This window comes from Enterobacter sp. BWH52, assembly GCF_001037565.1.
Classification (GTDB): domain Bacteria; phylum Pseudomonadota; class Gammaproteobacteria; order Enterobacterales; family Enterobacteriaceae; genus Enterobacter; species Enterobacter hormaechei_C.
This window is the reverse complement of record NZ_KQ089854.1, coordinates 661638-686510: the sequence shown is the minus strand read 5'-3', so window position 1 is coordinate 686510 and position 24873 is coordinate 661638. Positions and strand designations below refer to the sequence as shown.

Sequence of the window (24873 nt, the reverse complement as noted above, 5' to 3'; positions counted from 1 at the left end):
GGATTATTGGCTTAATATAGGGATTAATAAATTGCTGATTTTTTGTCAGGAGTTCCCCTTTTATGCCTTCTGGTCGTCTGCAACAACAATTTATCCGCCTCTGGCAGTGCTGTGAGGGGCAATCGCAGGAAACCACGCTCAACGAGTTGGCTGACCTGCTTAGCTGTTCCCGCCGCCATATGCGCACGCTGCTCAATACCATGCAGCAGCAGGGGTGGTTAAGCTGGGAAGCGGAGGCGGGACGCGGGAAACGCTCGCGGCTGACCTTTCTCTACACCGGGCTGGCATTGCAGCAGCAGCGTGCAGAAGACCTGCTCGAGCAGGACCGTATCGATCAGCTGGTCCAGCTGGTGGGCGACAAAGCCGCCGTGCGCCAGATGCTGGTCTCGCATCTGGGACGCAGCTTTCGTCAGGGACGCCACATTCTGCGGGTGCTTTACTACCGCCCAATGAAAAATCTCTTGCCCGGTACGGCGTTACGTCGCTCTGAAACCCACATGGCCCGGCAGATATTCAGCGGCCTGACGCGGATAAATGAGGAAAACGGGGAACTGGAGGCGGATATCGCGCACCACTGGCAACAGCTTTCCCCGCGCCACTGGCGCTTTTTCTTACGCCCCGGCATTCATTTCCACCATGGACGCGAGCTGGTGATGCGCGACGTTATCGATTCCTTAGAGCGCGCCCGCACGCTGCCGCTCTATTCGCATATCGCGCGGATCCACTCCCCAACGGCCTGGACGCTGGATATTGAGCTATCGCAGCCGGACAAATGGCTTCCGTGGCTTCTGGGCTACGTCCCCTCAATGATCCTGCCTGCCGAGTGGCGCTCCCTGAACAATTTTTCCAGCCAGCCGATTGGTACGGGCCCCTACTCCGTTACACGAAACAACAGTAATCAGCTGAAGATCCGCGCCTTTGATGATTACTTTGGCTACAGGGCGTTGATCGACGAAGTGAACGTCTGGGTGTTACCGGATCTCAACGAAGAGCTGAGCGCAGGCCTGACCCTGGAAGGGCCAACAGCCGGTGAAAAGGCGTTCGAAAGCCGCCTGGAGGAGGGCTGCTACTACCTGCTCTTTGATAGCCGCAGCCATCGCGGGACAAGCCACGACGTACGCAAGTGGATCAGCCATATTCTTGCCCCTGCTAACCTTATTTATCACGCAGAGGAGCAATACCAGACCTGGTGGTTCCCGGCCTATGGCCTGCTTCCGCGCTGGCACCATGCGCAGCCAGTGCGCAGTGAAAAACCTGCCGGACTGGAGACCATTACCCTCAGCTACTATCGCGATCACATTGAGCACAGGTTTATCGCAAGGATCATGAGCACGCTGCTGGCAGCCGAAGGCGTGACGCTGGCGATACAGGAAGTCGATTATGATGAATGGCATCGCGGAGACGTCATCAGCGATATCTGGCTCAACAGCGCAAACTTTACGCTGCCGCTTGATTTCTCGCTCTTTTCTCACCTGTACGAAGTGCCCCTGATTCAGCACTGTATCAACCGGGACTGGCAGCAGGACGCCGCACGGTGGCGGGCAGGAGAAATGGATCTGGCCGCCTGGTGTCAGGAATTACTGGCCGGGCAGACGATCGTACCGTTGATTCACCACTGGCTGCTGATCCAGGGGCAGCGCAGCATGCGCGGCCTGCGGATGAATACCCTCGGCTGGTTTGATTTTAAATCCGCCTGGTTTGCGCCGCCGGAGCCATAACGCTTTCGTAATATTCACCAAATCATTACAATAGCGCCGTTCTCAACGGGGTGCTGCATCACAGATGTGCGCTGAGATAATACCCGTCGAACCTGATCCGGATAACGCCGGCGAAGGGATTTGAGGCTGTCTCTCAAAATCCTTTGCCACTCAACCCTGAGGTGCAAAGTGTTAAAAAACGTTCTTCCTCTGCTGGCGCTGTTTGCGCTGCCTGTTTTTGCTAAGCCTGTTCTGACGGTCTACACCTACGACTCCTTCTCCGCCGACTGGGGCCCTGGCCCGGTGGTAAAAAAAGCCTTTGAAGCGGACTGCAACTGCGAGCTGAAATTCGTGGCGCTGGAAGATGGCGTCTCGCTGCTTAACCGGCTGCGCATGGAAGGCAAAAACAGCAAAGCCGACGTGGTGCTCGGGCTGGATAACAACCTGCTGGAAGCCGCCACCCAAACCAGACTGTTCGCCAAAAGCGGCGTGGCGGCAGATGCCGTTAACGTACCGGGCGGCTGGAAAAACGACACCTTCGTTCCCTTTGATTACGGTTACTTTGCGTTTGTCTACGATAAAAACAAGCTGAAGAATCCGCCCAAAAGCCTGAAAGAGCTGGTCGAAAGTGACCAGAAATGGCGCGTGATTTACGAAGATCCGCGTACCAGCACGCCGGGTCTGGGGCTGCTGCTGTGGATGCAAAAAGTTTACGGGGATAAAACGCCGGAAGCGTGGCAGAAGCTGGCCGCGAAAACCGTTACCGTCACCAAAGGCTGGAGCGAAGCCTATGGCCTGTTCCTGAAAGGCGAAAGCGACCTGGTGCTGAGCTACACTACCTCTCCGGCCTACCACATTATCGCCGAGAAGAAAGACAACTACGCCGCCGCGAACTTTGCTGAAGGGCATTATTTGCAGGTGGAAGTGGCCGCCCGCACCGCCGCGAGCAAACAGCCGGAGCTTGCCGAAAAATTCCTGAAATTTATGATCTCCCCGGCATTTCAGAACGCTATTCCGACCGGCAACTGGATGTACCCGGTCACTGACGTTGCGCTGCCGGCAGGCTTTGAGCAGCTAAACAAGCCGCAAACCTCACTGGAATTTACGCCGCAGCAGGTTGCCGCCCAGCGCGCCGCATGGATTAGTGAATGGCAACGCGCCGTCAGCCGCTGATCCCCGGCTGGTTAGTTCCCGGGCTGCTCGCCGCCGTACTGATGGTCGTCGTCAGCCTGGGTGCATTCCTTGCGCTGTGGTTTAACGCGCCAGAGAGCGATCTGCTCGCCCTCTGGCACGACAGCTATCTCTGGCACGTCATCCGCTTCTCCTTCTGGCAGGCGTTTCTCTCCGCGCTGCTGTCGGCGATCCCGGCCATTTTCCTTGCACGCGCCCTCTATCGCAGACGTTTCCCCGGCAGGCTTGCCCTGCTGCGGCTGTGCGCGATGACGCTGATCCTGCCCGTGCTGGTGGCGGTGTTCGGCATTCTGAGCGTCTACGGTCGGCAGGGCTGGCTGGCATCCCTCTTCAACCTGCTTGGTCTGGAATGGACCTTCTCCCCTTACGGCCTGAAAGGCATTCTGCTGGCGCATATTTTTTTCAATATGCCGATGGCGACGCGCCTCTTTTTACAGGCGCTGGAAAACATTCCCGGTGAGCAGCGTCAGATTGCCGCCCAGCTTGGCATGCGCGGCTGGTCGTTCTTCCGCTTTGTCGAATGGCCGTGGCTGCGACGCCAGATTGCTCCGGTTGCCGCGCTAATCTTTATGCTCTGCTTCGCCAGCTTCGCGACCGTACTTTCTCTCGGCGGCGGGCCGCAGGCCACCACCATTGAGCTGGCGATCTATCAGGCCTTAAGTTACGACTACGATCCGGGCCGCGCCGCGCTGCTGGCGATCGTGCAGATGGTCTGCTGCCTGGCGCTGGTGTTACTCAGCCAGCGGCTAAGTAAAGCGATCCCCACAGGTAGCAATAACCTGACAGGCTGGCGCGATCCGCAGGACAGCCTGCACAGCCGCGTCGCGGATTTTATGCTAATCGCATTGGCACTCCTGCTTCTGCTGCCCCCGCTGCTGGCCGTTATCGTTGATGGCCTGAATCGCAATGTGTTGTCGGTACTGCAACAGCCTGTCCTGTGGCAAGCAACGTGGACCTCATTGCGCATCGCGCTGGCTGCCGGGCTACTGTGCGTGATCCTGACCATGATGCTGCTCTGGAGCAGCCGCGAACTGTACGCGCGTCATGCCCGTAAAGCCGGACACGCGCTGGAACTGACGGGTATGCTGATCCTGGCGATGCCGGGCATTGTGCTGGCGACCGGATTCTTTTTACTGTTCAACAGCACCATCGGCCTGCCGGAAAGCGCCGACGGCATCGTCATTTTTACCAACGCATTGATGGCCATCCCTTACGCGCTCAAGGTGCTGGAAAACCCGATGCGCGACGTCAATAGCCGCTACAGTTTGCTGTGTCAGTCGCTGGGCATGCAGGGCTGGCAGCGTCTGAAGGTGGTCGAACTGCGCGCGCTAAAGCGTCCGCTGGCCCAGGCGCTGGCGTTTGCCTGCGTGCTGTCGATTGGCGATTTTGGCGTTGTGGCCCTCTTCGGCAACGAGGATTTCCGCACGCTGCCGTTCTGGCTTTATCAGCAAATTGGCTCCTATCGTAGCCAGGACGGCGCCGTCACGGCGCTGCTCCTGTTGCTGCTGTGCTTTGCGTTATTTACCGTTATCGAAAAACTTCCGGGGCGTGATGTTAAAACTGACTGATATAACCTGGCTTTATGAGCACCTGCCAATGCGTTTTACCCTCTCCGTTCGTCAGGGAGAGCGAATCGCAGTGCTTGGCCCCAGCGGGGCCGGAAAAAGTACCCTGCTCAATCTGATTGCCGGTTTTTTACAGCCTGCCAGCGGGTCGATCGTCATTGATAATGGCGAGTATACCTACGCTCCGCCGGCTAAGCGCCCGGTGTCGATGCTGTTCCAGGAAAACAATCTGTTCAATCATCTTACGGTGTGGCAGAACATCGCGCTGGGTATGGATCCGGGGTTGAAGCTCAATGTTGCGCAGCGTCAGACGCTGGAGGCGATCGCCGAACAAATGGGCCTGGCTGCGTTTATCAACAGACTACCGGGTGAGCTTTCCGGCGGCCAGCGCCAGCGCGTGGCGCTGGCGCGCTGCCTGGTGCGCAAGCAGCCGCTGCTGCTGCTCGATGAACCCTTTTCGGCGCTCGACCCCGCTCTGCGTCAGGAAATGCTCTCGCTGGTTGAGGAGGTTTGCGAGCGCGAACAACTGACGATGCTGATGGTTTCGCATAGCATCGAAGATGCCGCACGCATCGCGCCGCGATCGGTGGTGATCGCGGAGGGACGTATTTTGTGGGATGGGGAAACAGAAGAACTTCTGAGTGGTAAGGCGGGGGCATCTTCACTTTTAGGTATTCGTGAGGTCTGATGCCCTCACCCTTGCCCTCTCCCACAGGGGAGAGGGATCCCCAGTAATTTGAAAGCAAAAGCGATAACGTTGCCTCAGAATAACTGAGGGCTTTCAGCGATGCCCTGGTCCGGCTGTAAATCGCTGAGGCGTTTCCTGTAGGCCGGGGCGAGGCGCAGGGATGCGCCGAGAGGGCGTGGCCTGCATGGATGCAGGCTCCTGCCCGACCCGATAGCCTGAAGGAATAAGCCGAAGGTACCGCGAAGCGGCGATTTTCCGCCGGGAGCCCGGGTCGCCAGGGTGGTGGCGACTGAGCCACCCTGGCACGTTCACCGGCCATGTCGTGACAGAGTAGCAAGGAACATATAGTGAACGGAATGACCACCAGAGCCGTATGTTCCCCCTCACCCCAGCCCTCTCCCTCAAGGGAGAGGGGGCCGTCTGTGCAGGCATTATTTTGTGGGGAACCCTCAGCCCACAGGGAGAGGGAAAACACCTTAACGGCTCACCACGTTTAACAGGATCTCACCGTACACCGGCATCAGCGGGTGACGAATCAGCGCGACCAGCGCGACCACTGCCACGCCGAGCGTCAGCGGGGCCAGCCAGAGCAGGCGAGTGCGCGGAAGATAGCGCGTCAGACGATCAACACTGGCTTTCGCGCTGCGCCACAGGCGCCAGCAGAGCCAGACCGCCAGCCACAGCAGCACCGCCGTGCCCAGCAGCAGCCATTTAAACTCACCGCTTTGCATACCGTCAGGAATATCAATCGCCGCGCCCGCCAGGATACCCGGCAGGAAGTAGAACGGCGGCCAGAAGACGCAGCCGATGATATTCGGCACCACAAACTTCGCGACGGGCAGATCCAGCATCCCGGCCACCATCGGCACCAGCGGACGCGTTGGGCCAACGAAGCGCCCCACGAGGATGGTGAACATGCTGTGCTGGTGCAGCGCATGCTCGGTTTTATCCAGCAGCGCTTTGTTTTTTTTCATGAACGACCAGCGGTGCAGCGGCTTCTTAAAGCGCCAGCCCAGCCAGAAGGAGATCCAGTCCCCCAGCAAACAGCCGATAATACCGGCCATCCACGCCTGCCAGAAATTGACCTCGCCGCTGCCGATAAGCGCCCCAAGCCCCGCCATCATCACGGTGCCGGGCAGGATCAGCCCGACCAGCGCCAGCGACTCCAGAAACGCCACCAGCGCCACGGCGATGAGCGAATACATAACGGACTGGGTAATAAAATGTTCCAGCAATGCCTGCATAACTATTCCGGTCAGAAAACGAATCAGCGATTCTGCTTAGCGCCCTGCACCGCGTCAAGGCATCAATTGTCTGAATAGTTTACAAGATGCGCCTGAAGTTCACCTGAATGTTTACCGATTATTCACATCCCGCACGGAATTCGCTCGGGCTGGCACCGGTGCACTTCTTAAACACGCGAGAGAAATAGAGCTGATCTTCAAAGCCGACGTTACGCCCGACGGTGGCGATAGGCATTCGGGTGGTGCTGAGCAGCAGTTTCGCCTGGCTGATGCGCTGATCCTCGCGCCAGCTGAGTACGCTCACGCCAAGCTGCTGGCGGAACAGATGCGACAGCCGTGACGGCGACAGGCACACATGCTGGGCGACGCTGGCAATATCAAACTGGCTGTCGGCAAGGTGGTCGCTGATGTACTGGCAGGCGTCGCGGACGCGGTTGTCCAGCGGCGGATTAAGCGACTCGTTGATGGCCTCCATGCGGCGCAGCAGCACCTGTTCAAGCAGGTTGATGGCCAGCAGTTCGGCGTAGCGCCCGCCCGCCTGCCCTGCCTCAATAATCTGTGCGAACAGCTCACGGAACTGCGCCAGATGCGCCTCATCCGGGCGATATAAACCGGTATGGGCGAAAATGGCCGGCCACGAGAGCCACTCCTGCCAGTAGGCGCGCGGACGGAAATAGACCCACTGGTGATACCACTCTTTGGCATCCGGGTGGCGACCGTAGTGATGGATCTCCCCCGGCGGGAACAGCAGCATATCACCGGGGCGGCAGATAAACTGTTGATCCCCATTTTTGACGACGCCTTCTCCGCGTACGGTCAGGTTCAGGATATATCCCTTCATGCCAAGAGGGCGATCGACGTAAAAATCGAGATATCCCTCGGCCTCAATTGGCGTCAGTCCCGCCACCAGATGGGCGTTAAATGAGTAGCCCGGCAGTAAGGGATCGTTTTGCGGTTCGGCCATAGATTCAGTTCTCCCAAGGGTCCTGAAGGAAACCAATTGTCCATATCGATAAAAGCAGTATAAAAATGGCCCGCGAAAAGATCCAAAAAGCATCACGCCTCTTTTACGTCCGCCATGTTTCAGCCTTTCCCCCTGATTTCTCCGCCAGCACGGGCGGATAAGCAGTAACAAAAGTGTCTATAAGTGCGGCAGAAATGTCCACATAGAATATTTGCACGGCGTCACACTTTGCGTGGCTACAGCAATTTAGTCCATAAGATTAGCGGATCCTGCCTGACGATTTTTGTCCCTAGTCTCTAATGTTCTTCCATACCTGTTTTTTGGATGGAGCAACACCATGGCAATTGCAATTGGCCTCGATTTTGGCAGCGACTCAGTTCGCGCGCTGGCAGTGGACTGTACGACTGGCCAGGAGATAGCAACCAGCGTTGAGTGGTATCCGCGCTGGCAAGAGGGGCGCTACTGCGATGCGCCAAACAACCAGTTCCGTCACCACCCGCGGGACTACATCGAGTCGATGGAAGCGGCGATCAAAACCGTTCTGGCGGAGTTGACCGACGCCCAGCGGGCCGATGTCGTGGGGATTGGCGTCGACAGCACCGGCTCAACGCCTGCCCCTGTCGATGCCGAAGGCCGCGTACTGGCGCTGCGACCGGAGTTTGCCGACAACCCGAACGCCATGTTTGTGCTGTGGAAAGACCATACCGCAGTGGAAGAGGCGGAAGCCATCACCCGCTTATGCCATCAGCCGGGCAAAACTGACTACTCCCGCTACATCGGCGGGATTTACTCCAGCGAGTGGTTCTGGGCCAAGATCCTGCACGTTACCCGCGCGGACGCGTCGGTCGCACAGGCAGCGGCGTCATGGATTGAGCTGTGCGACTGGGTTCCCGCCCTGCTCTCCGGCACCACGCGTCCGCAGGATATTCGCCGCGGCCGTTGCAGCGCCGGGCATAAATCGCTGTGGCATGAAAGCTGGGGTGGTCTGCCTCCGGCAGCGTTCTTCGATGAACTCGACCCGATCATCAACAAAAACCTGACATACCCGCTGTTCACCGACACCTTCACCGCCGATATTCCGGTCGGCACGCTCTGCGAAGAGTGGGCGAAACGCCTCGGTCTGCCGCAAAACGTGACCATTTCCGGCGGCGCGTTCGACTGCCATATGGGGGCCGTGGGCGCGGGTGCGCAGCCCAACACGCTGGTGAAAGTTATCGGCACCTCCACCTGTGACATTCTGACGGCAGATAAAGCCAGCGTCGGCGACCGCGCGGTGAAAGGCATCTGCGGCCAGGTTGACGGCAGCGTGGTGCCTGATTTTATCGGCCTTGAAGCGGGCCAGTCCGCCTTCGGTGATATCTATGCCTGGTTTGGCCGCGTGCTCGGCTGGCCGCTGGATCAGCTGGCTGCCGCGCATCCTGAACTGAAAACGCAGATTACGGCGAGCAAAAAACAGCTCCTGCCGCAGCTCACCGACGCCTGGGCAAAAAATCCGTCTCTCGACCACCTACCGGTGGTGCTGGACTGGTTCAACGGCCGTCGTACGCCGTTTGCCAACCAGCGTCTGAAAGGAGTGATTACCGATCTCAACCTCGCGACCGACGCGCCCGCGCTGTTTGGCGGCCTGATCGCCGCCACCGCGTTCGGCGCGCGCGCCATCATGGAGTGCTTCATCGACCAGGGCATTGACGTGAACAACGTGATGGCGCTGGGCGGGATCGCCCGTAAAAATCCGGTGATTATGCAGGCCTGCTGCGACGTGCTGAACCGGCCGCTGCAAATTGTGGCCTCCGATCAGTGCTGTGCGCTGGGTGCCGCGATTTTCGCTGCCGTGGCCGCAGGCGTCCATGCGGATATCCCGACCGCGCAACAGCATATGGCGAGCGCCGTCGAAAATACGCTCCATCCGCAGACTCAGCAGGCACAACGCTTTGAACAGCTTTATCAGCGCTACCAGCAATGGGCAAAAAGCGCCGAACTTCACTATCTCCCTGTCGCCGCCCCGGCCAAAAGCACCGCGGACACTACGGCAACCCTGACACATTAAGGACACGATAATGACCATTTTTAATAATTATGAAGTGTGGTTTGTGATTGGCAGCCAGCATTTGTACGGACCGGAAGCGTTGCAGCAGGTGACGAAACACGCGGAGCACGTTGTGAATGCGCTGAACGCGGAAGCCAAACTGCCGTGCAAACTGGTGCTGAAGCCGCTGGGGACTACCCCGGACGAAATCACCAACATTTGCCGCGATGCCAATTACGATGACAAATGCGCTGGCCTGGTGGTGTGGCTGCACACCTTCTCGCCAGCCAAAATGTGGATCAACGGCCTGGCTATCCTCAACAAACCGCTGTTGCAATTCCACACGCAGTTCAACGCCTCCCTGCCGTGGGACAGCATCGACATGGACTTCATGAACCTGAACCAGACCGCGCACGGCGGCCGCGAGTTCGGCTTCATCGGCGCGCGCATGCGTCAACAGCATGCCGTGGTGACCGGCCACTGGCAGGATGGCCAGGCACAAAAACGCATTGGCTCCTGGATGCGTCAGGCGGTATCTAAGCAGGATACCCGTCACCTGAAGGTGGTGCGTTTCGGCGACAACATGCGCGAAGTGGCGGTCACCGACGGTGATAAAGTGGCCGCGCAGATTAAATTTGGCTTCTCCGTCAACACCTGGGCGGTGGGCGACCTGGTGCAGGTGGTGAATGACATCAGCGATGGCGACGTTAACGCGCTGGTGGACGAGTACGAAAGCAGCTACCGTCTGACGCCTGCGGCACAAATCAACGGCGACAAGCGCCAGAATGTGCTGGACGCGGCGCGCATTGAGCTGGGCATGAAGCGCTTCCTGGAACAGGGCGGCTTCCACGCTTTTACCACCACCTTTGAAGATCTCCACGGCCTGAAACAGCTCCCGGGTCTGGCGGTACAACGTCTGATGCAGCAGGGCTACGGCTTTGCGGGCGAAGGCGACTGGAAAACTGCCGCTCTGCTTCGCATCATGAAGGTGATGTCAACCGGTCTACAGGGCGGCACCTCTTTTATGGAGGACTACACCTACCACTTCGAGAACGGCAACGATCTGGTGCTCGGCTCGCACATGCTGGAAGTGTGTCCATCCATCGCGGTTGAAGAGAAACCGATCCTCGACGTGCAGTACCTCGGCATTGGCGGCAAAGCGGATCCGGCCCGTCTGATCTTCAACACCCGTACCGGCCCGGCCATTAACGCCAGCCTGATCGACCTCGGCGACCGTTTCCGCCTGCTGGTGAACTGCGTCGATGCGGTGGAAACTCCGCATTCTCTGCCGAAACTGCCGGTCGCCAACGCCTTGTGGAAAGCGCAGCCTGACCTGCCAACCGCGTCGGAAGCCTGGATCCTGGCCGGCGGCGCGCACCACACCGTATTCAGCCACGCGCTTGACCTGAACGATATGCGTCAGTTTGCCGAGCTGCACGACATCGAACTGACCGTGATTGATAACGATACCCGTCTGCCAGCCTTTAAAGACGCGCTGCGCTGGAACGAAGTCTATTACGGTTCAAAACGCTAAGCCCTGAATGCCCGGTGGCACTTCGTTTACCGGGCCTACGGTTCTGTAGGCCGGATAAGCGAAGCGCCATCCGGCAGGAGACGACAATGTTAGAAGATCTCAAACGTCAGGTACTCGAAGCCAACCTGGCGCTGCCAAAACATAACCTGGTGACCCTGACCTGGGGCAACGTCAGCGCCGTTGACCGGGAAAAAGGGGTGTTCGTGATCAAGCCTTCCGGCGTGGATTACACGGTAATGACCGCAGAAGACATGGTGGTGGTCAGCATCGAAACGGGTGAAGTGGTTGAAGGCAAAAAAAAGCCCTCCTCCGATACGCCGACTCACCGCCTGCTGTATCAGGCCTTCCCGACCATCGGTGGGATTGTGCATACCCATTCGCGTCACGCGACCATCTGGGCGCAGGCGGGCCAGCCTATTCCGGCGACCGGCACCACCCACGCGGACTACTTTTACGGCACCATTCCCTGCACGCGTCTGATGACCGATGCGGAGATCAACGGTGAGTACGAATGGGAAACCGGGAACGTGATCGTCGAAACCTTCGAAAAACAGGGAATCGACGCGGCGCAAATGCCCGGCGTGCTGGTGCACTCCCACGGCCCGTTTGCCTGGGGTAAAAACGCGGAGGACGCGGTGCACAACGCGATCGTGCTGGAGGAAGTCGCCTATATGGGGATCTTCTGCCGCCAGCTGGCACCGCAGCTGCCGGATATGCAGCAAACCCTGCTGGATAAGCATTACCTGCGTAAGCACGGTGCGAAAGCCTACTACGGGCAGTAAACCTTTGCCCGGTGTCGCTGCGCTTACCGTGACTGCGGAACCTGTAGGCCGGATAAGCGCAGCGCCATCCGACTGAACAGGCACTGTATAAAATCCCAGCAAACACCCCTCAACCAGGCTATAATCAGGCCTGGTTTTGTTTTATGGGATAACGCCGTGACGCAGGCGCAAGAAGGCTTTTTACTGACCAGACACTGGCGGGATACCCCTCAGGGTACTGAGGTTGAATTCTGGCTGGCAACGGACAACGGCCCGCTAAACGTTACGCTCCCGCCGCAGGAGTCCGTGGCCTTTATTCCTGAAGCTCACGTCGAAAAAGTGAAACAGCTGCTGCGCGGAGAAAACGGCTGGCGCATAACCCCGCTTGAAATGAAAGATTTCCACCGCCAGCCGGTTTACGGCCTCTATTGCCGCGCCCATCGCCAGTTAATGCGCTATGAAAAACTGCTCCGTGAAGCGGGCGTGACGCTATACGAGGCCGACATTCGCCCGCCTGAACGCTTTCTGATGGAGCGGTTTATCACCGCCCCCGTCTGGGTAGATGGCACCGCGCAAAATGGCAGGATCGTTAATGCGCGCCTCAAGCCTAGCCCGAATTATCGCCCCCCGCTCAAATGGGTCTCGCTGGATATCGAAACCACCCGCCACGGCGAACTGTACTGCATTGGTCTGGAAGGCTGTGGGCAGCGGGTTGTCTATATGCTCGGGCCGCCAAACGGCGATGCGTCCGCGCTGGATTTTAATCTGGAGTACGTCAACAGCCGCCCGCAACTGCTGGAGAAGCTTAACCAGTGGTTTGCCGAGCACGATCCGGATGTTCTGATCGGCTGGAACGTAGTGCAGTTTGACCTGCGCGTGCTGCAAAAACATGCCGAGCGTTACCGTATCCCGCTGATGCTGGGGCGCGGAAACAGCGAGCTGGAGTGGCGTGAGCATGGTTTTAAGAACGGTGTTTTCTTCGCGCAGGCTAACGGTCGCCTGATTATAGACGGCATCGAGGCGCTGAAATCCGCCTTCTGGAACTTCTCTTCCTTCTCGCTGGAAGCGGTCGCCCAGGAACTGCTCGGCGAAGGTAAATCCATCGACAATCCCTGGGACCGAATGGACGAGATCGACCGGCGTTTTAATGAAGACAAACCCGCGCTCGCCACCTATAACCTGAAAGATTGCGAGCTGGTGACGCAGATCTTCCACAAAACCGAGATCATGCCCTTCCTGCTGGAGCGGGCGACGGTGAACGGCCTTGCGGTCGACAGGCACGGCGGCTCGGTAGCGGCCTTCAGCCACCTCTATTTCCCGCGGATGCACCGGGCGGGCTATGTCGCCCCTAACCTCGGCGACGTGCCGCCGCAGGCCAGCCCCGGCGGTTACGTGATGGATTCACGGCCCGGGCTGTATGACTCGGTGCTGGTGCTGGATTATAAAAGCCTGTATCCGTCCATTATCCGCACGTTTCTGATTGATCCGGTGGGGCTGGTGGAGGGGATGGCGCAGCCAGACGATGCGCACAGCACCGAAGGTTTTCTTGGAGCACGCTTCTCGCGGGAAAAACACTGCCTGCCCGAAATTGTGGGAAACATCTGGCACGGCCGCGATGAGGCCAAGCGCCACGGCAACAAGCCGCTCTCACAGGCGCTGAAAATCATTATGAACGCCTTTTACGGCGTGCTGGGTACCAGTGCCTGCCGCTTCTTTGATCCCCGTCTGGCGTCGTCCATCACCATGCGCGGGCACGAGATTATGCGCCAGACCAAAGCGCTGATTGAATCCCGGGGCTATGATGTGATTTATGGCGATACAGACTCCACCTTTGTCTGGCTGAAAGCCGCCCATTCGGAAGACGACGCCGCACAAATCGGCAAAGATCTGGTCGCCTTTGTGAACGACTGGTGGCGCGAAAGTTTGCAAAAAGAGCGGTTAACCAGCGCGTTAGAGCTGGAGTTTGAAACCCATTTTGCCCGCTTTTTAATGCCGACCATTCGCGGAACCGACCAGGGCAGCAAGAAGCGCTACGCCGGGCTGATTCAGGAAGGTGACACGCAGCGGATGGTGTTTAAAGGGCTGGAGACAGTGCGCACCGACTGGACGCCGCTGGCACAGCAGTTCCAGCAGACGCTCTACCTGCGGGTGTTCCGTAATGAGCCTTATCAGGATTATGTGCGCGACACCATCGCCAGCCTGATGGCGGGTGAACTGGATGACCAACTGGTGTATCGCAAGCGCCTGCGCCGCCCGCTGGCCGAATATCAACGTAACGTTCCTCCCCACGTACGCGCCGCGCGGCTGGCGGATGAAGAGAACGTTCGCCGGGGCCGTGCGCCGCAGTATCAGAACCGGGGAACGATCAAATACGTCTGGACCACTAACGGCCCGGAACCCGTTGATTACCAGCAGTCTCCGCTTGATTACGATCACTACCTGACCCGCCAGCTTCAGCCGGTTGCGGAGGGAATTTTACCGTTCATCAATGACGACTTTGCTACACTAGTGACAGGACAACTTGGGCTATTTTGACGCGTGACGAAACCGTTGCCATCCAGTACCATAGCGCCCTTTCCATTCCCGGACCCATTTTTCGATGACCGTCTTTTTTGACGGGGTCGAACTATTGCCTGCAATTAAAGATTAGAGCCGAACAACTATGCCTTTTACACTTGGTCAACGCTGGATCAGCGATACAGAAAGCGAACTTGGATTAGGAACCGTCGTTGCCGTCGATGCGCGCATGGTTACCCTCCTTTTCCCTGCTACCGGTGAAAACCGCCTGTACGCTCGCAATGACTCCCCTGTTACCCGCGTAATGTTCAATCCGGGCGACACCGTGACCAGCCACGAAGGCTGGCAGCTGAAGGTTGAAGACGTAAAAGAAGAGAATGGACTGCTCGCCTACATCGGTACGCGTCTTGATACCGACGAGACGAATGTTATCCTGCGTGAAGTGCTGCTCGACAGCAAACTGGTTTTCAGCAAGCCGCAGGACCGTCTGTTTGCCGGGCAAATCGACCGAATGGATCGCTTCTCTCTGCGCTACCGCGCGCGTAAGTTCCAGAGTGAACAGTACCGCATGCCGTGGAGCGGCCTGCGCGGTCAGCGTACCAGCCTTATTCCCCATCAGCTGAATATCGCCCATGACGTGGGCCGTCGCCATGCGCCTCGCGTGCTGCTGGCTGACGAAGTGGGCCTGGGTAAAACCATCGAAGCAGGCATGATCCTGCACCAGCAGCTGCTCTCTGGCGCTGCCGAGCGCGTGCTGATTGTGGTGCCGGAAACGCTGCAACACCAGTGGCTGGTCGAGATGCTGCGCCGCTTTAACCTGCGCTTCTCCCTGTTCGACGACGAGCGCTATGCCGAAGCCCAGCACGACGCGGACAACCCGTTTGAAACCGAACAGTTGGTCATTTGTTCCCTGGACTTCGTGCGCCGCAGCAAGCAACGCCTGGAGCATCTGTGCGACGCTGAATGGGATCTGATGGTCGTCGACGAAGCACACCACCTCGTCTGGAGCGAGGACGCGCCAAGCCGCGAATACATGGCTATCGAGCAGCTTGCCGAGCGCGTACCAGGCGTTCTGCTTCTGACCGCCACCCCGGAGCAGCTGGGTCTTGAGAGCCACTTCGCCCGTCTGCGCCTGCTCGATCCGAACCGTTTCCACGATTTTGAGCAGTTTGTTGAAGAGCAGAAAAACTATCGTCCGGTGGCGGACGCCGTCGCGCTGCTGCTGGCCGGTAATCGTCTCTCTAATGATGAACTTAACACCCTCAGCGATCTTATCGGCGAGCAGGATATTGAGCCGCTGCTTCAGGCCGCGAACAGCGACAGCGATAATGCGGGATCTGCGCGTAAAGAGCTGATCGACATGCTGATGGACCGCCACGGCACCAGCCGCGTGCTGTTCCGTAACACCCGTAACGGTGTAAAAGGCTTCCCGAAACGCGAACTGCACACCATCAAATTGCCGCTGCCGACCCAGTACCAGACGGCGATCAAAGTCTCCGGCATTATGGGCACCCGTAAATCTGCGGAAGATCGCGCGCGCGACATGCTCTATCCGGAGCAGATTTATCAGGAATTTGAAGGCGACACTGGCACCTGGTGGAACTTCGATCCGCGCGTGGAGTGGTTGATGGGTTATCTGACCGCGCACCGTTCCCGGAAGGTGCTGGTGATCTGCGCCAAGGCAGCCACCGCCCTGCAACTTGAACAAGTGCTGCGCGAGCGCGAAGGTATTCGCGCCGCCGTGTTCCATGAAGGCATGTCTATTATCGAGCGCGACCGCGCTGCGGCGTGGTTTAGTGAAGAGGACAGCGGCGCGCAGGTTCTGCTGTGCTCCGAAATCGGTTCTGAAGGCCGTAACTTCCAGTTCGCCAGCAATCTGGTGATGTTCGATCTGCCGTTTAACCCAGATCTGCTTGAGCAGCGTATCGGCCGTCTGGATCGTATCGGTCAGGCGCACGATATCCAGATCCACGTTCCGTATCTGGAGAAAACCGCCCAGTCCGTTCTGGTTCGCTGGTACCACGAAGGCCTGGATGCGTTTGAACATACCTGCCCGACCGGCCGCACCATTTACGATCAGGTGCATGCAGACCTGATCGGTTACCTTGCGGCGCCGGAAAACACCGAGGGCTTTGATGAGCTGATCAAATCCTGTCGAGAGAAGCACGACGCGCTGAAAGCCCAGCTGGAGCAGGGGCGCGATCGCCTGCTGGAGATCCACTCCAACGGCGGTGAAAAAGCGCAGCAGCTGGCCGAAAGTATTGAAGAACAGGACGATGACACCAGCCTGATTAGCTTCTCCATGAACCTGTTCGACATCGTCGGCATTAACCAGGACGATCGCGGCGAGAACATGATCGTGCTGACCCCGTCCGATCATATGCTGGTGCCGGATTTCCCGGGCCTGCCGGAAGACGGCTGCACCATCACCTTTGAGCGTGATGTGGCGCTGTCCCGCGAAGACGCACAGTTCATCACCTGGGAGCACCCGCTGATCCGCAATGGCCTGGATCTGATCCTCTCAGGCGATACCGGCAGCAGCACCATCTCCCTGTTGAAGAACAAAGCCTTACCTGTGGGCACGCTGCTGGTGGAGCTGATCTACGTTGTGGAAGCGCAGGCGCCGAAACAGCTTCAGCTTAACCGCTTCCTGCCGCCAACCCCGGTGCGTCTGCTGCTGGATAAAAACGGTACGAACCTGGCCGGTCAGGTGGAGTTTGAAAGCTTCAACCGTCAGCTGAGCGCGGTGAACCGCCATACCGGCAGCAAGCTGGTGAATGCGGTGCAGCAGGACGTGCATGCCATTCTGCAACTGGGTGAAGCCCAGGCCGAAAAAGCGGCCAGAGAACTGATCGATGCGGCGCGTAGCGAAGCCGATGAGAAGCTTTCTGCCGAGCTGTCGCGCCTGGAAGCGTTGAAAGCGGTGAACCCGAACATTCGTGACGATGAGCTGGCCGCTATTGAGAGCAATCGCCAGCAGGTGCTGGAAAGCCTGAATCAGGCGGGGTGGCGTCTCGACGCCCTGCGTCTTATCGTTGTGACGCATCAGTAAGCGGAGCGCAAGATGGTAATGGAGCCCTACAATCCCCCGATGGATCCGTGGCTGGTCATTCTGTATCAGGATGAGCACATTATGGTGGTTAACAAGCCGAGCGGCTTGTTATCCGTGCCGGGGCGTCTGGAAGAGCATAAAGACAGCGTGATGACGCGTATCCAGCGTGATTATCCCCAGGCCGAGTCTGTCCATCGTCTGGATATGGCGACCAGCGGCGTGATTGTGGTGGCTCTGAATAAAGCGGCAGAACGCGAGCTGAAGCGTCAGTTCCGCGAGCGCGAGCCGAAGAAGCAGTATGTCGCGCGCGTCTGGGGTCATCCGGCGCAGGCGGAAGGGCTGGTGGATTTACCGCTGATTTGCGACTGGCCGAACCGGCCAAAGCAGAAGGTGTGTTATGAAACCGGCAAGGCCGCGCAAACCGAGTATGAAGTGCTGGAGTACGCGCCGGATAACACCGCGCGCGTCCTGCTAAAGCCGATTACCGGGCGCTCCCACCAGCTGCGTGTGCATATGCTTGCGATGGGTCACCCGATTCTGGGGGACAGATTCTATGCGCCGCCAGAAGCGCTGGCCTTAGCCCCGCGCCTGCAACTGCATGCGCAGACGCTCACCATTACCCACCCTGCTTTCGGCAACGCCATGACGTTCAAAGCCCCGGTGGACTTCTGAAAAAATGGCCCGACACTGTCGGGCCATTTTTTATTTAAAACCTTTCTGCTCTTTAATCAGCTCGTAGGCTTTCTGAATTTCCTGCGCTTTTTGCTTCGCCATCTCCATCATCTCTGGCGGCAGGCCTTTCGCCACCAGCTTATCCGGATGGTGCTCGCTCATCAGCTTACGATAGGCGCGTTTGATGGTCGTGACATCGTCAGACGGCTTCACGCCGAGGACGTTGCAGGCATCTTCAAGCGTAGGGCCACGCTGCGCCTGCTGCCAGCCGCCGGAGGAGTGCTGTTGCTGATAACCACCGCCAAACTGCGCGCCGCCCTGCATCATACGCAGGAACTGGTCGAACTGCATGCGGGAAATGCCCAGCTCTTCGGCAATCACATATAAAACGTCCCGTTCATTCGGATGCAGAGAACCATCCGCGAAGGCGGCCTGGATTTGAATTTCCAGAAACATCCGAATTAAATCAAAACGCCCGAAACAGATGCTACGGAACTGCCGCATTTTTTCACGCAGCGGGTAGTTATCTGATTTACCAATCCGGAACGCATTCTGCGCCGCGATACGGGATTCGCCGTGCAGATTCATGCGATCCATAAAGACGCTGGCCACCTGAATATCGGCTTCCGTTACGCGCCCTTTTGATTTGGTTAAGTGCCCCATCACCTCGAAGGTGGTGGAGAAGAAGAGTGACTGGCGCTCGCGCTGGTTGGCAAACCAGGCCATTTTGCGGCTGCGTGCTTTATCAAACATATGGCCGATAATGAGGCCAAGAACGACACCCCAGAATCCGGCACCCATAATAATTGCGAACGCAACGCCGATTATTTTACCCCAATACTGCATATACTCCCCGAATGGTCATGTTCCTGGCCGACGCAACGCCATCATTACAGTGGTCGCGCCACGGTCAATTGAGGGACATCGCCTATAATTTGCATTATCATACTCGTCATTCGATAGCGAGCCTAACACTCTGGCGCGCAAACGGGCAGGATTAACGCTGGTACTGCGCTGATGAGTAAGATAGTCTCTGAGCGTTTGTAAGCCGTAGCCACTGATGACGGAACAATAAAATACAACGTATGAAAAAACGTATCCCCACCCTTCTGGCCACAATGATTGGCACCGCCCTGTATAGCCAACAGGGGCTCGCAGCCGATCTCGCCTCGCAGTGTATGCTTGGCGTCCCAAGTTACAATCGCCCACTGGTGAAAGGCGATACGAATGACTTACCCGTCACCATTAATGCCGACAGCGCAAAAGGTAATTATCCTGACAATGCAACCTTTACGGGCAATGTCGATATTAACCAGGGCAACAGTCGCCTGCTTGCTGACGAAGTGCAATTGCACCAGAAGCAACCGGAAGGTGCTCAGGCGCCTGTCCGTACGGTGGATGCGCTGGGTAATGTGCACTATGACGACAATCAGGTCATCCTGAAAGGTCCGAAAGCCTGGTCGAATCTGAATACCAAAGACACCAACGTCTGGGAAGGTGATTACCAGATGGTCGGTCGTCAGGGGCGCGGTACCGCGGACCTGATGAAGCAGCGCGGCGAAAACCGCTACACCATTCTCGAAAACGGCACGTTTACCTCCTGTTTGCCAGGGTCAAATACCTGGAGCGTTGTGGGCAGTGAAGTGATCCACGACCGTGAAGAACAGGTTGCAGAGATCTGGAACGCTCGTTTTAAACTCGGCCCGGTGCCCATTTTCTATAGTCCTTACCTGCAACTGCCCGTGGGTGACAAACGTCGTTCAGGTTTCCTGATCCCGAACGCCAAGTACAGCACATCGAACTACTTTGAGTTCTACCTGCCGTACTACTGGAACATTGCGCCTAACATGGACGCCACGATCACGCCGCACTATATCCATAAGCGCGGCAACATCATGTGGGAGAACGAATTCCGCTATCTGACCAAGGCGGGCGCGGGTCTGATGGAATTTGATTATCTGCCATCAGATAAGGTCTTCCAGGACGAGCATCCGAGCGAAGGTGATAAGCACCGCTGGATGTACTACTGGAAGCACGCCGGGGTATTGGATCAGGTGTGGCGTTTCAACATCGACTACACCAAAGTCAGCGATCCGTATTACTTCAACGACTTTGATTCTAAATACGGCTCCAGTACCGACGGTTACGCCACGCAGAAATTCAGCGTGGGCTACGCCATTGAGAACTTTGACGCGACGGTGTCGACCAAACAGTTCCAGGTATTTGATACGCAATCGCGTAGTACCTATGGTGCCGAGCCGCAGCTGGACGTGAACTGGTACCAGAACGATGTGGGTCCTTTCGACACGCGCGTTTATGCTCAGGCGGTCCATTTCGTCAACACCAACTCGGATATGCCGGAATCAACGCGTCTGCATATCGAGCCGACGATCAATCTGCCGTGGTCAAACGACTGGGCGAGCCTGAATACCGAAGCTAAGCTGATGGCCACCCACTACCAGCAGAAAAATCTGGACTGGTATAACAAACGCTATGGCACCGATCTTGAAGAGTCGGTAAACCGTACGCTTCCGCAATTCAAAATGGACGGGAAGCTGATCTTCGAACGTGATATGGGCCTTCTCGCCGATGGATACACCCAGACGCTTGAGCCGCGTATGCAGTATCTGTACGTGCCTTATCGCGATCAGAGCAAAATTCAAAACTACGACTCTTCCTTCCTGCAATCAGACTACAGCGGCCTGTTCCGTGACCGTACCTACGGCGGGCTTGACCGTATTGCGTCTGCTAACCAGTTAACGACTGGCGTCACAACGCGCGTATATGATGATGCTGCCGTTGAACGTTTTAACGTTTCTGTTGGTCAAATCTACTATTTCACCGAGTCTCGTACCGGTGATGACGACATTAACTGGGAGAAAGACAACAAAACGGGCTCACTGGTATGGGCGGGCGACACCTACTGGCGCATGACGGATCGTTGGGGTCTGCGCGGTGGTGTTCAGTACGATACACGACTGGACAATATCGCGACGGGCAGCGCAGCCATCGAATACCGCCGTGATGAAGACCGCATGTTGCAGTTGACGTACCGTTACGCCAGCCCGGAGTATATCCAGGCGACGCTGCCAAACTATGCGAATACAGACCAATACAAAGACGGTATTTCACAGGTGGGTACCGCCGCGAGCTGGCCGATTGCCGATCGTTGGTCAGTCGTCGGGGCCTACTACTATGACACGAATGCCCAAAAACCTGCTGACCAGATGCTGGGTCTGCAATATAACTCCTGCTGTTACGCAATACGTGTCGGTTACGAACGCAAACTTAACGGTTGGGATACGCAAAACAGTCAGGGTAAATACGATAACGTGATTGGCTTTAATATCGAGTTGCGCGGCCTGAGTTCTAACTACGGTCTGGGCACGCAGCAGATGCTGCGCTCGAACATTCTGCCGTATCGTAGTTCATTGTAATATGCTTGATTTACAACGTAATCCGCTTTGCGGTTAATTGAAATGGAAAAAGTATGAAGAACTGGAAAACGCTGCTACTCGGTGTCGCTATGGTTGCGAATACCAGCTTCGCGGCCCCACAGGTTGTCGATAAAGTCGCGGCTGTGGTTAACAACGGCGTCGTGCTTGAAAGTGACGTTGACGGTTTGATGAAATCTGTAAAGCTCAACTCGGGCCAGGCAGGTCAACAACTTCCGGATGACGCTACGCTGCGCCACCAGATCCTGGAACGTTTGATCATGGATCAGATTGTCCTGCAAATGGGCCAGAAAATGGGTGTGAAGATCTCTGACGAGCAGCTCGATCAGGCGATCGCCAACATTGCAAAGCAGAACAACATTACCCCGGACCAGATGCGTAGCCGCCTCGCCTATGACGGCATCAGCTACGCCACCTACCGCAATCAGATCCGTAAAGAGATGCTGATTTCAGAAGTGCGTAATAATGAAGTCCGTCGCCGCGTCACCATCCTGCCGCAGGAAGTGGATGCCCTGGCAAAACAGGTGGGGAATCAGAATGATGCCAGCACAGAGCTTAACCTGAGCCACATCCTGATCCCACTGCCGGAAAACCCAACCTCCGATCAGGCGGCAGAGGCGGAAAGCCAGGCGCGCGCTATCGTTGAGCAGGCGCGTAATGGCGATGACTTCGGCAAGCTGGCGATCACCTATTCCGCTGACCAGCAGGCGCTGAAAGGCGGCCAGATGGGCTGGGGGCGTATTCAGGAGCTGCCATCCCTGTTTGCCCAGGCGCTGAGCACCGCGAAGAAAGGCGATATCGTCGGTCCAATCCGTTCCGGTGTGGGCTTCCACATTCTGAAAGTGAACGACCTGCGCGGCCAGAGCCAGAACATTTCGGTTACTGAAGTTCACGCGCGTCATATCCTGCTTAAGCCGTCTCCGATCATGACTGACGATCAGGCCCGTGCGAAGCTGGAACAGATCGCCGCAGACATCAAGAGCGGTAAAACCACCTTCGATAAAGCAGCAAAAGAGTTCTCTCAGGATCCTGGCTCTGCAAACCAGGGCGGTGACCTGGGTTGGGCGGCCGCTGATATTTACGATCCGGCTTTCCGCGATGCGTTAATGAAGCTGAATAAAGGCCAGATGAGCGCGCCGGTACACTCTTCCTTCGGCTGGCATCTGATCCAGCTGATGGACACGCGCAACGTGGATAAAACCGACGCGGCGCAGAAAGACCGCGCGTATCGCATGCTGTTTAACCGTAAGTTCTCTGAAGAAGCCGCAACCTGGATGCAGGAACAACGCGCCAGCGCTTACGTGAAAGTGTTGAGCAACTGATGAAACCGCATCGTGTTGTGATCACCCCCGGCGAACCCGCCGGGATTGGGCCTGACCTGGTGGTTCAGCTCGCCCAGCGCAGCTGGCCGGTAGAGTTGGTTGTCTGTGCAGATGCAACACTGTTACAAGACCGGGCAGCTTTGCTCGGTCTGCCTTTAACGCTCCTCCCTTACGTTGAAGGCCAACAGCCCGCACCGCAGCAGTCTGGTACTCTCACCCTGCTTTCTGTTCCGCTCCGTGCGCCTGTTGTCCCCGGCGAGTTACACACCGAAAACGGCCACTACGTTGTCGAGACGCTGGCGCGCGCCTGTGACGGTTGCCTTCAGGGCGAATTTGCCGCCCTGATCACCGGTCCGGTGCATAAAGGCGTGATCAATGACGCGGGCATTCCGTTTACCGGGCATACCGAATTTTTCGAAGAGCGTTCGCACAGCCCGAAAGTGGTGATGATGCTGGCAACCGAAGCAATGCGCGTTGCGCTGGTAACAACGCACCTGCCGATCAAAGCCATTCCGGATGCCATTACGCCTGAACTCCTGCGTGAGATCATTGGCATTTTGCATCACGATCTGCAAACCAAATTCGGCATTCCGCAGCCGCATGTGCTGGTTTGCGGCCTGAATCCGCACGCGGGTGAGGGCGGACATATGGGCACCGAAGAGATCGACACCATCATTCCGGTGCTTGAGGAGATGCGGGCGAAGGGGATGAACCTCAGCGGGCCTCTGCCTGCCGACACCCTTTTCCAGCCCAAATACCTGGATAATGCCGACGCCGTACTCGCGATGTACCACGATCAGGGTCTGCCCGTGCTAAAATACCAGGGCTTTGGCCGCGGGGTGAATATCACCCTCGGTTTACCCTTTATTCGAACGTCCGTTGACCACGGTACTGCGCTGGATCTGGCAGGCCAGGGAAAAGCGGATGTCGGCAGTTTTATTACGGCGCTTAATCTCGCCATCAAAATGATTGTTAATACTCAATGACTAATCGAGTCCATCAGGGCCACTTAGCCCGTAAACGCTTCGGGCAAAACTTCCTCAACGATCAGTTTGTGATCGACAGTATCGTTTCTGCCATTAATCCGCAGAAAGGTCAGGCCATGGTCGAAATCGGCCCGGGACTTGCCGCGCTGACCGAGCCGGTAGGCGAACGCCTCGACGAACTGACCGTTATCGAACTCGACCGCGATCTGGCCGCGCGTCTGCAAACGCACCCGTTCCTCGGGCCGAAGCTGACGATTTATCAGCAGGATGCGATGACCATGAACTTTGGCGAACTGTCAAAAAAAATGGGACAGCCGCTGCGCGTGTTCGGTAACCTGCCGTACAACATCTCCACCCCGCTGATGTTCCATCTGTTTAGCTATACTGATGCCATTGCCGACATGCACTTCATGTTGCAAAAAGAGGTCGTTAACCGTCTGGTTGCAGGGCCGAACAGTAAAGCGTATGGTCGTTTAAGCGTGATGGCGCAATATTACTGCAACGTGATCCCGGTATTAGAAGTGCCGCCTTCCGCGTTCACGCCACCGCCAAAAGTGGATTCTGCGGTTGTGCGCCTGGTGCCACATAAAACGATGCCGTATCCGGTCAAAGACCTGCGCGTGCTGAGCCGTATCACGACAGAAGCCTTTAACCAGCGCCGTAAAACGATTCGTAACAGCCTTGGCAATCTGTTTACCGTTGACGTATTAGCTGAGTTGGGCATCGACCCGGCAATGCGTGCGGAAAATATTTCCGTAGAGCAGTACTGCAAGCTGGCTAATTACATCAGCGACAATGCGCCGCCGAAGGAGAGCTAAGCCATGATTGATTCGCCCCGCGTCTGTGTTCAGGTTCAAAGCGTCTACATTGAGTCCCAATCCACACCGGATGAAGAACGTTTTGTCTTTGCTTATACCGTAACCATTCGCAATCTGGGGCGGATGCCTGTGCAACTGCTCGGGCGCTACTGGCTTATCACCAACGGCAATGGCCGTGAAATTGAAGTCCAGGGCGAAGGTGTGGTCGGTGAACAACCCCATATCGCCCCTGGCGAAGAGTATCAGTACACCAGCGGCGCGGTAATTGAAACGCCGCTGGGTACCATGCAGGGCCATTACGAAATGGTCGATGCCGACGGTAATGCTTTCCGCATTGCTATTCCCGTATTCCGTCTCGCCGTACCTACACTTATTCATTAA

General features: G+C 57.2%; 18 protein-coding genes and 1 riboswitch. Of the genes, 15 read left to right on the top strand and 3 right to left on the bottom strand.

Annotated elements, in window-relative coordinates; translation table 11 throughout:
* The first annotated feature begins 62 nt into the window (after positions 1 to 62).
* The 4 genes from sgrR (at position 63) to thiQ (ending at position 5141) form a co-directional block, all read left to right on the top strand.
* Positions 63 to 1718, top strand: a complete 1656-nt coding sequence (sgrR, locus tag SK47_RS03240) for an HTH-type transcriptional regulator SgrR (protein WP_048243501.1) — start codon at positions 63 to 65, stop codon at positions 1716 to 1718.
* Between the two features lie 36 nt (positions 1719 to 1754).
* A riboswitch (TPP riboswitch) is annotated at positions 1755 to 1855 on the top strand.
* Between the two features lie 31 nt (positions 1856 to 1886).
* Positions 1887 to 2870 (top strand): thiamine ABC transporter substrate binding subunit, encoded by a 984-nt coding sequence (gene thiB / locus SK47_RS03235; RefSeq protein ID WP_003856391.1) that lies wholly within the window; start codon positions 1887 to 1889, stop codon positions 2868 to 2870.
* A complete protein-coding gene (gene thiP, locus SK47_RS03230) occupies positions 2846 to 4456 on the top strand; it encodes a thiamine/thiamine pyrophosphate ABC transporter permease ThiP (protein ID WP_032661560.1) in 1611 nt (536 codons plus the stop codon). Before thiB ends, thiP begins: the two co-directional genes overlap by 25 nt.
* Positions 4440 to 5141, top strand: coding sequence for a thiamine ABC transporter ATP-binding protein ThiQ (gene thiQ / locus SK47_RS03225; protein ID WP_048243500.1), 702 nt, complete (start codon positions 4440 to 4442; stop codon positions 5139 to 5141). Before thiP ends, thiQ begins: the two co-directional genes overlap by 17 nt.
* A 476-nt stretch (positions 5142 to 5617) precedes the next feature.
* Here thiQ and SK47_RS03220 read toward each other — a convergent pair whose 3' ends face one another.
* Positions 5618 to 6385, bottom strand: coding sequence for a DedA family protein (locus SK47_RS03220; RefSeq protein ID WP_048243499.1), 768 nt, complete (start codon positions 6383 to 6385; stop codon positions 5618 to 5620).
* A gap of 118 nt (positions 6386 to 6503) precedes the next feature.
* The gene (gene araC, locus SK47_RS03215) at positions 6504 to 7349 is read right to left on the bottom strand and encodes an arabinose operon transcriptional regulator AraC (RefSeq protein ID WP_003856402.1); all 846 of its coding nucleotides are present in this window, start codon (positions 7347 to 7349) and stop codon (positions 6504 to 6506) included.
* A 337-nt stretch (positions 7350 to 7686) separates the two neighbouring features.
* On the opposite strand from araC, the gene araB reads away from it, so the two are divergent.
* The 6 genes from araB to rluA all read left to right on the top strand — a co-directional run bounded on the left by araB (position 7687) and on the right by rluA (position 17911).
* Positions 7687 to 9396, top strand: coding sequence for a ribulokinase (gene araB, locus SK47_RS03210; RefSeq protein WP_022650387.1), 1710 nt, complete (start codon positions 7687 to 7689; stop codon positions 9394 to 9396).
* Positions 9397 to 9406: 10 nt separating this feature from the next.
* Positions 9407 to 10909 carry an L-arabinose isomerase gene (gene araA / locus SK47_RS03205; protein ID WP_003856405.1) on the top strand — a complete coding sequence of 501 codons (1503 nt, stop codon included), beginning with the start codon at positions 9407 to 9409 and terminating at the stop codon, positions 10907 to 10909.
* Between the two features lie 86 nt (positions 10910 to 10995).
* Positions 10996 to 11691 carry an L-ribulose-5-phosphate 4-epimerase gene (gene araD, locus SK47_RS03200; RefSeq protein ID WP_023324144.1) on the top strand — a complete coding sequence of 232 codons (696 nt, stop codon included), beginning with the start codon at positions 10996 to 10998 and terminating at the stop codon, positions 11689 to 11691.
* Positions 11692 to 11847: 156 nt separating this feature from the next.
* On the top strand, positions 11848 to 14205 hold the full coding sequence (gene polB / locus SK47_RS03195; RefSeq protein ID WP_048243498.1) for a DNA polymerase II: 2358 nt from the start codon (positions 11848 to 11850) through the stop codon (positions 14203 to 14205).
* A gap of 127 nt (positions 14206 to 14332) precedes the next feature.
* Positions 14333 to 17239: an RNA polymerase-associated protein RapA gene (gene rapA, locus SK47_RS03190; RefSeq protein WP_003856411.1), complete on the top strand. Its 2907-nt coding sequence runs from the start codon at positions 14333 to 14335 to the stop codon at positions 17237 to 17239.
* Between the two features lie 12 nt (positions 17240 to 17251).
* Positions 17252 to 17911, top strand: a complete 660-nt coding sequence (gene rluA, locus SK47_RS03185) for a bifunctional tRNA pseudouridine(32) synthase/23S rRNA pseudouridine(746) synthase RluA (protein WP_003856412.1) — start codon at positions 17252 to 17254, stop codon at positions 17909 to 17911.
* Positions 17912 to 17941: 30 nt separating this feature from the next.
* On the opposite strand, the gene djlA is transcribed toward rluA, so the two are convergent.
* A complete protein-coding gene (djlA, locus tag SK47_RS03180) occupies positions 17942 to 18757 on the bottom strand; it encodes a co-chaperone DjlA (protein WP_023315375.1) in 816 nt (271 codons plus the stop codon).
* Between the two features lie 239 nt (positions 18758 to 18996).
* On the opposite strand from djlA, the gene lptD reads away from it, so the two are divergent.
* From lptD to apaG, 5 genes are read left to right on the top strand one after another with little or no spacing between them, the layout of a single operon-like run.
* Complete coding sequence (gene lptD / locus SK47_RS03175; RefSeq protein ID WP_017383802.1) at positions 18997 to 21348, top strand: LPS assembly protein LptD; 2352 nt, start codon at positions 18997 to 18999, stop codon at positions 21346 to 21348.
* 53 nt (positions 21349 to 21401) lie between these two features.
* Positions 21402 to 22688 (top strand): peptidylprolyl isomerase SurA, encoded by a 1287-nt coding sequence (gene surA, locus SK47_RS03170; RefSeq protein ID WP_003856417.1) that lies wholly within the window; start codon positions 21402 to 21404, stop codon positions 22686 to 22688.
* Entirely contained in the window at positions 22688 to 23674 is a 987-nt protein-coding gene (gene pdxA, locus SK47_RS03165) for a 4-hydroxythreonine-4-phosphate dehydrogenase PdxA (protein ID WP_003856419.1), read from the top strand. The genes surA and pdxA overlap by 1 nt, the downstream gene beginning before the upstream one ends.
* Positions 23671 to 24492, top strand: coding sequence for a 16S rRNA (adenine(1518)-N(6)/adenine(1519)-N(6))-dimethyltransferase RsmA (rsmA, locus tag SK47_RS03160; RefSeq protein WP_048243496.1), 822 nt, complete (start codon positions 23671 to 23673; stop codon positions 24490 to 24492). Before pdxA ends, rsmA begins: the two co-directional genes overlap by 4 nt.
* Positions 24493 to 24495: 3 nt before the next feature.
* Positions 24496 to 24873: a Co2+/Mg2+ efflux protein ApaG gene (apaG, locus tag SK47_RS03155; RefSeq protein ID WP_003856425.1), complete on the top strand. Its 378-nt coding sequence runs from the start codon at positions 24496 to 24498 to the stop codon at positions 24871 to 24873.

Excerpts from the sequence above, each read along its gene's own strand:
- thiQ (WP_048243500.1), top strand. The coding sequence starts at position 4,440 with ATGTTAAAACTGACTGATATAACCTGGCTTTATGAGCACCTGCCAATG.
- djlA (WP_023315375.1), bottom strand. The coding sequence starts at position 18,757 with ATGCAGTATTGGGGTAAAATAATCGGCGTTGCGTTCGCAATTATTATG.
- rapA (WP_003856411.1), top strand. The coding sequence starts at position 14,333 with ATGCCTTTTACACTTGGTCAACGCTGGATCAGCGATACAGAAAGCGAA.
- lptD (WP_017383802.1), top strand. The coding sequence starts at position 18,997 with ATGAAAAAACGTATCCCCACCCTTCTGGCCACAATGATTGGCACCGCC.
- rsmA (WP_048243496.1), top strand. The coding sequence starts at position 23,671 with ATGACTAATCGAGTCCATCAGGGCCACTTAGCCCGTAAACGCTTCGGG.
- rluA (WP_003856412.1), top strand. The coding sequence starts at position 17,252 with ATGGTAATGGAGCCCTACAATCCCCCGATGGATCCGTGGCTGGTCATT.
- sgrR (WP_048243501.1), top strand. The coding sequence starts at position 63 with ATGCCTTCTGGTCGTCTGCAACAACAATTTATCCGCCTCTGGCAGTGC.
- thiP (WP_032661560.1), top strand. The coding sequence starts at position 2,846 with ATGGCAACGCGCCGTCAGCCGCTGATCCCCGGCTGGTTAGTTCCCGGG.
- araD (WP_023324144.1), top strand. The coding sequence starts at position 10,996 with ATGTTAGAAGATCTCAAACGTCAGGTACTCGAAGCCAACCTGGCGCTG.
- araA (WP_003856405.1), top strand. The coding sequence starts at position 9,407 with ATGACCATTTTTAATAATTATGAAGTGTGGTTTGTGATTGGCAGCCAG.
- surA (WP_003856417.1), top strand. The coding sequence starts at position 21,402 with ATGAAGAACTGGAAAACGCTGCTACTCGGTGTCGCTATGGTTGCGAAT.
- araC (WP_003856402.1), bottom strand. The coding sequence starts at position 7,349 with ATGGCCGAACCGCAAAACGATCCCTTACTGCCGGGCTACTCATTTAAC.
- apaG (WP_003856425.1), top strand. The coding sequence starts at position 24,496 with ATGATTGATTCGCCCCGCGTCTGTGTTCAGGTTCAAAGCGTCTACATT.
- pdxA (WP_003856419.1), top strand. The coding sequence starts at position 22,688 with ATGAAACCGCATCGTGTTGTGATCACCCCCGGCGAACCCGCCGGGATT.
- araB (WP_022650387.1), top strand. The coding sequence starts at position 7,687 with ATGGCAATTGCAATTGGCCTCGATTTTGGCAGCGACTCAGTTCGCGCG.
- SK47_RS03220 (WP_048243499.1), bottom strand. The coding sequence starts at position 6,385 with ATGCAGGCATTGCTGGAACATTTTATTACCCAGTCCGTTATGTATTCG.